At 68.9% G+C, this 12,220-nt stretch carries 8 protein-coding genes; 2 read left to right on the top strand and 6 right to left on the bottom strand.

Annotated features, from left to right (window positions below; translation table 11 throughout):
- Positions 1-86 precede the first annotated feature (86 nt).
- From DK427_RS25250 to coxB, 5 genes are all read right to left on the bottom strand, one after another.
- Complete coding sequence (locus tag DK427_RS25250; RefSeq protein ID WP_109953782.1) at positions 87-692, bottom strand: cytochrome c oxidase assembly protein; 606 nt, start codon at positions 690-692, stop codon at positions 87-89.
- Between the two features lie 15 nt (positions 693-707).
- A complete protein-coding gene (locus DK427_RS25245; protein WP_109953781.1) occupies positions 708-887 on the bottom strand; it encodes a hypothetical protein in 180 nt (59 codons plus the stop codon).
- Positions 888-893: 6 nt separating this feature from the next.
- The gene (locus DK427_RS25240) at positions 894-1,844 is read right to left on the bottom strand and encodes a heme o synthase (RefSeq protein ID WP_109954386.1); all 951 of its coding nucleotides are present in this window, start codon (positions 1,842-1,844) and stop codon (positions 894-896) included.
- A 199-nt stretch (positions 1,845-2,043) separates the two neighbouring features.
- Complete coding sequence (ctaD, locus tag DK427_RS25235) at positions 2,044-3,672, bottom strand: cytochrome c oxidase subunit I (RefSeq protein ID WP_109953780.1); 1,629 nt, start codon at positions 3,670-3,672, stop codon at positions 2,044-2,046.
- An 86-nt stretch (positions 3,673-3,758) separates the two neighbouring features.
- A complete protein-coding gene (gene coxB / locus DK427_RS25230) occupies positions 3,759-4,598 on the bottom strand; it encodes a cytochrome c oxidase subunit II (RefSeq protein ID WP_109953779.1) in 840 nt (279 codons plus the stop codon).
- Between the two features lie 293 nt (positions 4,599-4,891).
- On the opposite strand from coxB, the gene fdhD reads away from it, so the two are divergent.
- Entirely contained in the window at positions 4,892-5,737 is an 846-nt protein-coding gene (gene fdhD / locus DK427_RS25225; RefSeq protein WP_109953778.1) for a formate dehydrogenase accessory sulfurtransferase FdhD, read from the top strand.
- Between the two features lie 10 nt (positions 5,738-5,747).
- Here fdhD and DK427_RS25220 read toward each other — a convergent pair whose 3' ends face one another.
- Positions 5,748-6,743 carry a PepSY domain-containing protein gene (locus DK427_RS25220; protein WP_109953777.1) on the bottom strand — a complete coding sequence of 332 codons (996 nt, stop codon included), beginning with the start codon at positions 6,741-6,743 and terminating at the stop codon, positions 5,748-5,750.
- Positions 6,744-7,430: 687 nt separating this feature from the next.
- On the opposite strand from DK427_RS25220, the gene gltB reads away from it, so the two are divergent.
- Entirely contained in the window at positions 7,431-12,125 is a 4,695-nt protein-coding gene (gene gltB / locus DK427_RS25215; protein WP_204165237.1) for a glutamate synthase large subunit, read from the top strand.
- Positions 12,126-12,220 lie beyond the last annotated feature (95 nt).

The following is a 12,220-nucleotide window of genomic DNA, read 5'->3' as shown; positions in this document are numbered from 1 at the left end:
CGCCCCGTCGAAGCTCGTCTCGAAACCCGTGCCGCACCCATACTGGACGGGCGCGGCTGTTGTCACGCTTGGCGCCAACGCGGCGCCTAGAAATTCCCCCGTCCCGGTGCCTTGCCCCGGTCGAGCGCGGCCGTCACCGGCTGCCCGTTCTTCGAGGCGAAGTAGGTGTAGGACAGGGTCATCTCGGAGAGATCGGCGGTGTTCTGGTCCGCGCGCACGGCCGGGTCGATGTAGAACACCACCGGCACGTCTAAGCTCTCGCCCGGCTGGAGTGTCTGCTCCTTGAAGCAGAAGCACTCGACCTTGACGAAGTAGCCGCCCATCAGCTCGGGCTGGACGTTGAAGGTGGCGACTCCCGTCGTTGCGGTCGGCCCTGTGTTTTTCACGTGGAAGAACACGGTCTGGGTCTCGCCCAGGTTCGCGTCGACGCCGCGGCTCTCGGCCCGGAACTTCCAGCCCAGACCCGGCGCGACGTTCGTGTCGAAGCGGACCAGCATGGCATCGCCCGGCTTGGCCGCGACCGCAGTGGGCACCGGTCCCTGGCGCGGCGTGCCGCCGTAGCCCGTCGCCTTGCAGAAGGCGTCGTAGAGCGGCACCGACGCGAAGGCGAGACCGAGCATGCCCGCCGCGAAGCCCGCGCAGGCGATGGCCGTGCGGCCGGCGTTTCGGTTCGATTTCGGGGCGTTCGTCATCCCTGCATCATCGACTCAGAGAGGCCGGCTCATGATCTGCGGCCCAAGCTTGGCGATCGTCAGCACGAAGAACAGCAGGACCATCGCGCCGAGCGCCAGGGCAATCGCGATCGAGCGCTTGCGGCGGCGCGCTTCCTCTTCCGGCGTGAGAGGGCGGTACTCGACCTTGGGACCTTCCACCTTGGAATCCATCATGAACGATCAGGCCACCAGCGGCCGGAACAGCCCCAGGCTTTGCTCGGCGAGGAGCGCGGCGAAGAGCAGGAAGAGGTAGAGGATCGAGAAGCCGAACATTCCCATGGCGGCGCGCTTCTCCGCCTCGCCCTCGCGGTTGCGCAGCACCTGCACGCTGAAGGCCAGCATGCCGAGGCCGCCGAGCACGCCGATCACCGCGTAGAGCAGGCCGCCGAAGCCGAGGACCACCGGCACGAGGCCGAGCGGCGCGAGCAGCACCGTGTACCAGACGATCTGGCGGCGGGTGGAATCCGGCCCGGCCACGTTCGGCATCATCGGGATGCCGGCCTTGGCGTACTCGCCGGCCTTGACGAGGGCGAGCGCCCAGAAATGCGGCGGCGTCCAAATGAAGATGATGGCAAACAGCACGAGCGACTCGATGCCGACCGAGCCCGTCACCACCGCCTGCCCGATCACCGGGGGCAGGGCGCCCGCCGCGCCGCCGATGACGATGTTCTGCGCGGTCGCCCGCTTCAGCCACATCGAGTAGATCACCGCGTAGAACACGATGGTGAAGGCGAGGAGCCCCGCCGCCAGCCAGTTCGCCGCGAGCCCGAGGACCAGCGTCGAGGCGACCGAGAGGAACAGGCCGAAGGCCAGCGCCTCGTTCGGGCGGATGCGGCCGTCCGGGATCGGCCGCTTGGCGGTGCGGGTCATCACCGCGTCGATGTCGGCGTCCCACCACATGTTGAGGCAGCCCGAGGCGCCCGCGCCGATCGCGATCATCAGGAGCGAGATCGCCCCGATCACCGGAGAGACGTGGCCGTGCGGCGAGACCACCATGCCGACGAGCGCGGTGAAGATCACCAGCACCATCACCCGCGGCTTGAGCAGGGCGAAGTAGTCCGGAACGTCGCCGCCGACGGCGGGCGCGAAGGTCTCGCGCTCGGCGGGAAGTGCGTTGGTCAGACTCGTCATCGACATCACTGGCTCTGGCGCGCCGGCCCTCATGGCGGCGGTAAAGGCGAAACGGAAGAATTCCAGGCTCGCGGGCCCGATGCGGCCCCGGCCGGTGATCTCGCCCTTTCCGGGACGCCGCGGCGGCGTCCGGGGAAGGGCGGGGGCCGCCGCGGCGGTCCCCGCCGGGTCCGGGAGAGTCTCCCGGACCCGCTCGTCCTCAGTGGTGACCCGGCTCGTCCGCGATACGGGGCAGGGTCTCGAACTGGTGGAAGGGCGGCGGCGACGACAGGGTCCATTCCAGCGTCGTCGCACCCTCGCCCCACGGGTTGTCCGCGGCGCGCACCTTCGAGCGGAAGGCCAGGACCACGCCGATCACGAACACGAACATGCCGAGCGCGAAGATGTGGCCGCCGTAGGTCGAGACCTTGTGCCAGCCCGCGAACGCCTCCGGGTAGTCGGCGTAACGACGCGGCATGCCGGCCAGACCCAGGAAGTGCATCGGGAAGAACAGGACGTTCGCGCCGATGAAGGCCAGCCAGAAGTGCAGCTTGCCGGCCCATTCGGGGATGATGCGGCCAGTCATCTTCGGGAACCAGTAGTAGACACCGGCGAAGATGATGAACACGGCACCGAGCGAGAGCACGTAGTGGAAGTGCGCCACGACGTAGTAGGTGTCGTGCAGGTACTTGTCGATCGACGAGTTCGCCAGCACGACGCCGGTGACACCGCCGACGGTGAACAAGAAGATGAAGCCGATCGCCCAGTGCATCGCGGCTGTGAAGCGGATGGAGCCGCCCCACATCGTGGCGATCCACGAGAAGATCTTCACGCCCGTCGGCACCGCGATCACCATCGTGGCGAACACGAAGTAGGACTGCGTCTGGAGCGAGAGGCCGACCGTGTACATGTGGTGGGCCCACACGACGAAGCCGACGACGCCGATCGCGACCATCGCGTAGGCCATCGCGAGGTAGCCGAAGACCGGCTTGCGCGAGAACGTGGCGATGATGTGCGAGACGATGCCGAAGGCCGGCAGGATCATGATGTAGACTTCGGGGTGACCGAAGAACCAGAACAGGTGCTGCCAGAGGATCGGGTCACCGCCGCCGGCGGGGTCGAAGAAGGTCGTGCCGAAGTTGCGGTCGGTGAGCAGCATCGTGATCGCGCCGGCGAGAACCGGGAGCGACAGGAGCAGGAGGAACGCGGTGACGAGCTCGGCCCAGGCGAAGAGCGGCATCTTGTGCAGCGTCATGCCGGGGGCGCGCATGTTCAGGATGGTGGTGATGAAGTTGATCGCGCCGAGGATCGAGCCCGCGCCCGAGAGGTGCAGGGCGAAGATCGCGAAGTCGACGGCGGGACCCGGATGGCCCGCGGCCGAGAGCGGCGGGTAGACGGTCCAGCCGGTGCCCGCGCCCTGCGCGCCCGGTGCGCCCTCGACGAAGAGGGAGCAGACGAGGCTCAGGAAGCCCGCGAAGGTCAGCCAGAACGAGATGTTGTTCATGCGCGGGAACGCCATGTCGGGCGCGCCGATCATGAGGGGCACGAACCAGTTGCCGAAGCCGCCGATCAGCGCCGGCATCACCATGAAGAACACCATGATGAGGCCGTGGCCGGTCACGAACACGTTGTAGGTGGCCGGGTTGGAGAAGTACTGCAGCCCGGGCTCCTCCATCTCCATGCGGATGCCGAAGGAGAGGAACGCGCCGACCATGCCCGCGCAGAAGGCGAAGAGCAGGTAGAGCGTGCCGATGTCCTTGTGGTTCGTGGAGAGGAACCAGCGGGCGAAGAAGCTCGGCTTGTGGTCGTCGTGGGCGTCATGCGCCCCGTGTGCGGTGGCTGTTGCCATGGATCGAAGAGCCCTGTGCGTTTCTCTCTGATTGTGTCGCGGCTATCGGGCCGGGGCCTTGAGGGGCGCCGGCCCGGGAAAGGCGGTCAGCGCGCGTCGGCGAGCTTCGAGCCGTCGTCGAGGCGTGCGTACTTCGTCTTCGCCTCGGTGAGCCACTGGGCGTAGGCCTCCTCGCTCACCACACGCACGGTGATGGGCATGTAGGCGTGGCGCTGGCCGCAGAGCTCGGAGCACTGGCCGTGGTAGGTGCCCTCCTTGTCGGCCTTGAACCAGGCCTGGTTCAGGCGGCCCGTGATCGCGTCGATCTTGAAGCCGAAGGACGGCAGCGCCCAGGAGTGCAGCACGTCGGTCGAGGTGACCTGGATCTTCACCACCTTGTTCACCGGCACGACCATGTCGTTGTCGGTGGCGAGCAGCTTCGGCTGCTTGTCCTCGTCGAGGTTGGCGTCGAAGGTGAAGCCGCCGCCCTGGTCGGTCTGCGGGTACTCGTAGGACCAGTACCAGGCGTGACCGATCACCTTGATCATCACGTCGGCCTTCGGATCCGAGAGCTGCGTGCGCAGCAGGCGGAACGAGGGGATCGCGACCGCGACGAGGATGAGCACCGGGACGATGGTCCAGGCGATCTCGATCGCGGTGTTGTGGGTCGTCTTCGAGGGTGTCGGGTTCCGCTTCTCGCCGAAGCGGAAGATGCACCAGAGGATCAGCCCCAGGACGAAGAGCGAGATGCCGAGCGAGAGCCAGTGCATCCAGTGCTCGAAGGCGTGGATGTCGCGCGCGTTCTCTGTGACCGCGACCTGACGGTCCATCTGCCACGGCACCGGCTGGCCGATACCCGCGGCGAAGGTCTGGGAGGACGTCACGAGGAGCGCGCCGAGCCCGGCCACCCCTGACAAGAATGGTGTTTTCGTCCGCGCCGTCCGCATGTGGCTCCCTTAGCTCCCTCGGAGACTCTTCTTCTTGGCCGCGCGGCGCCCTATCTCCGGGGCTACGCGCAACCGATCTCGCGGTCCCGACGGCCGTGAGGCCGGGGTGTCCGATCGCGGTGTCAGACCACATGGGCGTGCAAGGCGCAACCGTACAAGCGTCGCATCGCGCGCTTTATCGCGCGCTTTCCTGCCGTCCCGGCGCCATGTTTCTGCCCTGTGACCTGTCTCCCACCGCGGTGTAGGAGACAGGCTCGATCGCCGTTGAGGCTGCAATAACCTGCAGGATACCGATGCCTGGGCACGATGTCGCGGAGAACGGATCGCCTCTTCCGGAGCCCGCCGTCCGGGTGCCCACGCGGGTCGTCGCCTACCGAGAGGCCGAGCCACGGGCGGACAGTCGGGCGCTCGCCGTCGAGACTCCGGTCAACCTCGTCTACGGCAGCGTGCCCTACGCGGTCATGATGACGACGCCGTCCGACCTCGAGGACTTCGCCTACGGCTTCAGCCTGACGGAGGGGATCATCGAGGCCGCCGAGGAGATCCGGGGCGTGACGCTGGAGAGCGGGGCCGAGGGGCTGCGCCTGCTGGTGGATCTCGCGCCCGGGAGGCTCCGCGAGCACCTCGCTCGCAAGCGCGCGCTCAGCGGGCGCACCGGCTGCGGCGTCTGCGGGATCGAGGATCTGGCCTCGCTGCCGAGCGCCGACATGCGCGAGGCGCCCGCGATCCGTGTCACGGTCGCGGCGATCGAGCGGGCCCTATCGGCGCTCTCGGACGCGCAGGTCCTCAACCACGAGACCCGGGCGGTACACGCCGCCGCCTGGGCGGATCTCGACGGCACGCTCGTCGCGGTGCGCGAGGATGTCGGCCGCCACAATGCCCTCGACAAGCTGGTCGGTGCGCTCATGCGCTCGGGCCGCGACCCGGCGACGGGCTTCGCGGTGATCACCAGCCGCTGCTCGTTCGAGATGGTGGAGAAGGCCGCTCGGCTCGGCGCCGCCGTGATCGTGGCGATCTCGGCCCCAACTTCCCTGGCACTGGCCCGCGCGCGCGAGCACGACATGACTCTCTGCGCCATCGCGCGCTCGGACACGCTGACGGTGTTCTGCGGCGGCGAGCGCCTTGTGATGTCGGGCTGAGGGCTGTCCCTCAGTTCCCGGTCGCGCCGTCCTTGTCGGTGGTGCCCGGTACGATCGTGGCGCCGCCGATGACCCGCACGTTGCGCTTGGCCTCCGGCGGATCCTTCCAGCCCGGATCGGCCGGCTTGTCGGCTGGCTTGAGATCGGCCGTTCTCGGCGCGGGCGTCTGCGCGGCCGGCATTGCCGGTCCCTTCGGCGCGTCCGCCTTCGGATCGACGGCCGGATCGACCTTGGCCGTCTCGGTTCTCGGAGCTTCCGGCTTCGGTGCCTCCGCCGGCCGCGGGACTTCGGGGCTGAGGCGGGCGGTCGGCTTCTCGGGCGGCTTCACGTCGGAGAGCCGAGGGCTCGCGGCCTTCTCGCCGGGTGGGGCGGGGCGGGCGCTCCGGCGCGGGGCGGTCTGGCGGCCGGCCGCGTCCGGATTCAGCCCGAGCGGGTTGCCGGCCGGATCGGCCACCGAGGCCTCGCGGGCGGCGTCCCGGCGGCTGGGTTCGTGGGCGCGCGGCGGGACGGACGGCAGCGGGCGCGCCGCGTAGGCACCGCGCTCGTCCGGCATCGGGATGCGGCCCGGCGGCACGAGGCCGCCCGTCTCCTCGCCTCGCGACGGTCTGCGGGCCGCGCCGTAATCCTCCTCGGTCCAGCCGTAGCCGGGCATCGGCCGCGCGAGGCGCCCGACGATCAGCGGCGGCTCGAGTCTTTGGCGCCCGACGATCGCGCCGCTATCGGGCGCGACGACGAGGCGGACCCGGTCGCCGCGCGGGTCGAAGGCCTCCACGACGTAGGCGCGGCCGTCGAAGCGCGGGCGGGCGATGCCGGTGAAGCCGCGGTCGCTCAGGCGCCAGACCACCGCGCGCGGCGGCAGGATCTCGTCCTCGAAGACGTATTGAGCTTGTGCCGAGAAGGCCGATCCGGCCAGCAGGGCGCAGGCGGCCGAGACGAGGCGCAGGCCCGCCCTGAGCCGGCGTCGGGTGGAACGACGGTCTGTGCCGCTTCTCGGACTCGTCTGCATGCGCGTCTCGATCTCGTCTCACGCTCTGCCGGGCCGGCGAATCCGTTCGACCGGCGGATCCGTTCAACCGGCACGGCCCCGGACCGTCGGATAGGGTCCAGGGCCCGTGCCCACAGGGTCGTTGCCCCGCATGCCGCTTGTGCTCGGCAAGGTTTCGTTAACCATCCGATTCGGGCGAGAATGCGGGGCGTGGGATCTGGGAGCGCGTCTCGGTTGGTCAGCACGGCCGGCACACGCGCTTCCGACTCCTAAGACCCGCCGCTGGCTAGGCTGGCCTGGGCAGACCCGCGCCTGCGGCAAGGGGGCAAGCGTGACAAAGCGCACCCCTCTTGCTGGAACGATTGGAATCTGTCAGTTTGTGTTTTTAGGACAGTAGGACTGTCCCATTTGTCGGTGGGCGCCTCCTGGGTGCCCATCTCCTGGGCAAGGATGTTGGTCACGTGCGCGTCGCGACGTCGAAACACATTCGCAAGCCGATCGCCGCTCCGGCGATCCGGGCCCACGCCGGCTGAAGACGGGCTGGTGGCGAGCCCGCGGGTCGGCGGGCGCTTCCTCAGGGAAGAACCGGTCTACCCCGACGAGACGAATTGACAGGTCCGACATCGGCTGATGTTCGGGCATGAAACATGCTGGCGTCCGGGCTGTATCGCCTGGACAGTCGGATCGAGCGGGATGGAAGATCAGGGCATGGCAGCTTTCGGCGAGACGAATACGGCTCCGGCGCCGCGCGGCGGTCCGGCTCCGCTCATCGTGCGCGATCCGGCGCTGCCGAAAGCGCAGGGCGCCTACGACCCGGCCCGCGAGCGCGACGCCTGCGGCGTCGGCTTCGTCGCCGACATGCGCGACCGCCGCACGCACGCCATCGTCGAGCAGGGCCTCAACATCCTGGAGAACCTCGACCACCGGGGCGCGGTCGGCGCCGACCCGAAGATGGGCGACGGCTGCGGCATCCTCACCCAGATCCCGCACGCCTTCTTCGCGGAAGAGTGCTCGCGCCTCGGTTTCGAGCTGCCGCCCGCCGGCCAGTACGCGGTCGGCCAGCTCTTCCTGCCGAAGGAGGAGGAGGCCCGCCGCATCGTCGAGGCGCTGGTTACCCAGGCGCTGTCCGACGAGGGCCTGCCGCTGCTGGGCTGGCGCGACGTGCCGGTCGATCCGTCCGATCTCGGCAAGGCCGTCCTGGAGACCGAGCCGCACCACCGGCAGGTCTTCATCGGCCGCCCGGCGAACGTTACCGACGAGGACGCCTTCGAGCGCCGCGTCTACGTCGCCCGCAAGGTGATCTCGAACAAGGTCTACCAGGCCGGCGACCCGCGCCTGATGGCGTTCTACCCGGTCTCGGTGTCGAGCCGCACCATCGTCTACAAGGGCATGGTGCTGGTGACCCAGCTCGGCGGCTACTTCCTCGACCTCAAGGACGAGCGCTACGTCTCGGCGCTGGCCCTCGTGCACCAGCGCTTCGCCACCAACACCTTCCCGACCTGGCGCCTGTCGCATCCCTACCGGATGGTCGCCCACAACGGCGAGATCAACACGCTGCGCGGCAACGTGAACTGGATGGCCGCGCGCCAGGCCAGCGTCGATTCGGAGCTGTTCGGCAACGACATCTCGAAGCTCTGGCCGATCTCCTACGAGGGCCAGTCCGACACCGCCTGCTTCGACAACGCGCTCGAGTTCCTGGTGCAGGGCGGTTACCCGCTCGCCCACGCCATGATGATGCTGATCCCGGAGGCCTGGGCCGGCAACCCGCTGATGAGCGAGGAGCGGCGCGCCTTCTACGAGTACCACGCCGCCCTGATGGAGCCGTGGGACGGGCCGGCCGCGGTCTGCTTCACGGACGGCCGCCAGATCGGCGCGACCCTCGACCGCAACGGCCTGCGCCCCGCCCGCTACATCGTCACCGACGACGGGCTCGTCGTTCTCGCCTCCGAGATGGGCACCCTGCCGATCCCGGACGAGAAGATCGTGGAGTCCTGGCGCCTGCAGCCGGGCCGCATGCTGCTGATCGATCTTCAGAAGGGCCGCATCGTCTCCGACGAGGAGATCAAGGGCGAGCTCGCCGCGGCCCACCCCTACGGCGACTGGGTGAAGAACACCCAGATCGTGCTGGAGGAGCTGCGCCCGGTGCAGCCGCGCGAGTCGCGCTCGGACGTCAGCCTGCTCGATCGCCAGCAGGCCTTCGGCTACACGCAGGAGGATCTCAAGCTCCTGATGCAGCCGATGGCCGTCACCGGCCAGGAGGCGGTGGGCTCGATGGGCTCGGACACGCCGCTGCCGGCGCTCTCCGACAAGCCGAAGCCGCTCTACAGCTACTTCAAGCAGAACTTCGCGCAGGTCACCAACCCGCCGATCGACCCGATCCGCGAGGAGGCCGTGATGAGCCTCGTCTCGTTCATCGGGCCGCGGCCGAACATCCTCGACATGGAGGGGGCCTCGCGCCGCAAGCGGCTCGAGGTGCGCCAGCCCATCCTGACGAACGGCGACCTCGAGAAGATCCGCTCAATCTCCCATTTCGAGGACCGCTTCGACACCAAGACGCTCGACATCACCTACCCGGCCGACACGGGGGCCGCGGCGATGGAAGGCGCTCTCGACCGGCTCTGCGACCGGGCCGAGGTCGCGGTGCGCGGCGGCTACAACATCATCATCCTGTCCGACCGCGCGGTCGGGCCGGACCGGATCCCGATTCCGGCGCTGCTCGCCACCGCGGCGGTGCACAACTACCTGATCCGCAAGGGGCTTCGCACCTCGGTCGGCCTCGTGGTCGAGTCGGGCGAGCCGCGCGAGGTGCATCACTTCGCGTGCCTGGCCGGCTACGGCGCCGAGGCGATCAACCCCTATCTCGCCTTCGAGACGCTGCTGGCGATGAAGGACGAGTATCCGCCGGACCTCGTCGATGACGAGATCATCTACCGCTACATCAAGTCGATCGATAAGGGCCTGCTCAAGGTGATGTCCAAGATGGGCATCTCGACCTACCAGTCCTATTGCGGCGCGCAGATCTTCGACGCGATCGGCCTGAACTCGTCCTTCGTCGAGAAGGACTTCTTCGGCACCGCGACGATGATCGAGGGCGTCGGCATGGCCGAGGTCGCCGAGGAGACCGCGCGCCGCCACCGCGATGCCTTCGGCGACGCGCCGATCTATCGGCACGCGCTCGATGTCGGCGGCGAGTACGCCTATCGCTTGCGCGGCGAAACCCATACCTGGACGCCCGACAGCGTCGCGACGCTCCAGCACGCGGTGCGCCTCGGCCTGCCCGAGCGCTACCGCGAGTTCGCCCGCCTCGTGAACGAGGAGGAGACCCACCTCAAGACGCTCCGCGGCCTGTTCAAGATCAAGTCGGCGGCCGAACTTGGCCGCGAGCCGGTCTCGATCGATGCGGTGGAGCCCGCCGCCGAGATCGTGAAGCGCTTCGCCACGGGCGCGATGTCCTACGGCTCCATCTCGAAGGAGGCGCACGAGACGCTCGCCATCGCGCTGAACTCGTTCGGCGGCCGCTCGAACTCGGGCGAGGGCGGCGAGGAGGTCGAGCGCTTCAAGCCGCTGCCGGACGGGCGCTCGCGCCGCTCGGCGATCAAGCAGGTGGCGTCCGGCCGCTTCGGCGTGACAACGGAGTACCTCGTCAACGCCGACATGATGCAGATCAAGGTCGCGCAGGGCGCCAAGCCCGGCGAGGGCGGCCAGCTGCCCGGCCACAAGGTCGACGCCAAGATCGCCAAGGTCCGCTACGCGACGCCCGGCGTCGGCCTGATCTCGCCGCCGCCCCACCACGACATCTACTCGATCGAGGATCTGGCCCAGCTGATCTTCGACCTGAAGAACGTGAACCCGGCCGCCGACGTGTCGGTGAAGCTGGTCTCCGAGGTCGGCGTCGGCACGGTCGCGGCGGGCGTCGCCAAGGCTCGTGCCGACCATATCACGATCTCCGGCTTCGACGGCGGCACGGGCGCGGCCCCGCTGACCTCGATCAAGCACGCGGGCGGCCCCTGGGAGACGGGTCTGGCCGAGACGCAGCAGACGCTGGTGCTTAACCACCTGCGCGGCCGCGTCGCGCTCCAGGCCGACGGCGGCATCCGCACCGGCCGGGACGTGCTGATCGCGGCGCTGCTCGGCGCCGACCAGTACGGCTTCTCGACCGCGCCGCTGATCGCGGCGGGCTGCATCATGATGCGCAAGTGCCACCTCAACACCTGCCCGGTGGGCGTGGCGACGCAGGATCCCGTCCTGCGCAAGCGCTTCAAGGGCACGCCTGAGCACGTGGTGAACTACTTCTTCTACGTGGCGGAGGAGTTGCGCGAGTTGCTCGCCGCCATGGGCTTCACCAAGCTCGAGGACGTGGTCGGCCGCTCGGACTTCCTCGACAAGCGCGAGGCCATCGCCCACTGGAAGGCGCGCGGCCTCGACTTCTCGAAGCTGTTCCACCGGCCGGATGTCGGGCCCGAGGTGGCGATCCGCCATGTCGAGACCCAGCACCACCCGATCGACACCGTGCTCGACCGGCGCCTGCTGGCGAAGGCGCAAGGTGCGATCGAGACCGGCACGCCGGTGGTGATCGAGGACGTGATCAAGAACTCGGACCGGGCCGCGGGCGCGATGCTCTCCGGCGCGGTGGCGAAGGCGCACGGCCACGAGGGCCTGCCCGACGACACCATCGTGGTGAAGCTGCGCGGCACCTCCGGCCAGAGCTTCGGCGCCTGGGTCGCGGCCGGCGTCACCATCGAGCTGACCGGCCACGGCAACGACTACATCGGCAAGGGGCTCTCGGGCGGCAAGCTGATCATCCGTCCGAGCGAGGCGCTGAAGTCGGCGGAAGGCCGCACCATCATGGCCGGCAACACGGTCCTGTACGGAGCGATCGCCGGCGAGTGCTACATCCGCGGCTCCGCGGGCGAGCGCTTCGCCGTGCGCAACTCGGGCGCCATCGCGGTGGTCGAGGGCATGGGCGACCATGGCTGCGAGTACATGACCGGCGGCGTCGTGGTGTCGATCGGCGAGACGGGCCGCAACTTCGCGGCCGGCATGTCGGGCGGCCTCGCCTACGTGCTGGACGAGGACGGCTCCTTCTCGAAGCGCTGCAACCTCTCGATGGTCGATCTGGAGCCCGTGGAGGAGGAGGACGACCTGATGCGCCGCTTCCACCAGGACGGCGACCTGGAGACCAAGGGGCGCGTCGACATCCTCGCCGACATGTCGGGCCACGACGAGGAGCGGCTGAGCCAGTTGCTCACCAACCATCTCAAGTACACGGGCAGCCCGCGCGCGAAGGCGATCCTCGACGACTGGGCGAACTACCGCACCAAGTTCGTCAAGGTGATGCCGGTGGAGTACCGCCGGGCGCTGCGCGAGATGGAGATGGCGCGGATGCCGGTGGCGGCCGAGTAGGCATCGCCAGACGACCGGGCGGTCAGCCGCCCGGTCAAGCACTCAGGATAATGGACGATGCGGGCGGCGCAGTCGGGAGACGCGCGAGCCCAGGG

This window comes from Methylobacterium radiodurans (assembly GCF_003173735.1).
Classification (GTDB): Bacteria; Pseudomonadota; Alphaproteobacteria; order Rhizobiales; family Beijerinckiaceae; genus Methylobacterium; species Methylobacterium radiodurans.
The sequence above is the reverse complement of the archived record's forward strand: the minus strand, read 5'-3'. Positions and strand labels throughout refer to the sequence as shown.

Bases quoted from the DNA above. Each gene is read 5' to 3' on its own strand.
- DK427_RS25220 (WP_109953777.1), bottom strand. From the start codon at position 6,743: ATGCAGACGAGTCCGAGAAGCGGCACAGACCGTCGTTCCACCCGACGC.
- coxB (WP_109953779.1), bottom strand. From the start codon at position 4,598: ATGCGGACGGCGCGGACGAAAACACCATTCTTGTCAGGGGTGGCCGGG.
- DK427_RS25245 (WP_109953781.1), bottom strand. From the start codon at position 887: ATGATGGATTCCAAGGTGGAAGGTCCCAAGGTCGAGTACCGCCCTCTC.
- fdhD (WP_109953778.1), top strand. From the start codon at position 4,892: ATGCCTGGGCACGATGTCGCGGAGAACGGATCGCCTCTTCCGGAGCCC.
- gltB (WP_204165237.1), top strand. From the start codon at position 7,431: ATGGCAGCTTTCGGCGAGACGAATACGGCTCCGGCGCCGCGCGGCGGT.
- DK427_RS25250 (WP_109953782.1), bottom strand. From the start codon at position 692: ATGACGAACGCCCCGAAATCGAACCGAAACGCCGGCCGCACGGCCATC.
- ctaD (WP_109953780.1), bottom strand. From the start codon at position 3,672: ATGGCAACAGCCACCGCACACGGGGCGCATGACGCCCACGACGACCAC.
- DK427_RS25240 (WP_109954386.1), bottom strand. From the start codon at position 1,844: ATGACGAGTCTGACCAACGCACTTCCCGCCGAGCGCGAGACCTTCGCG.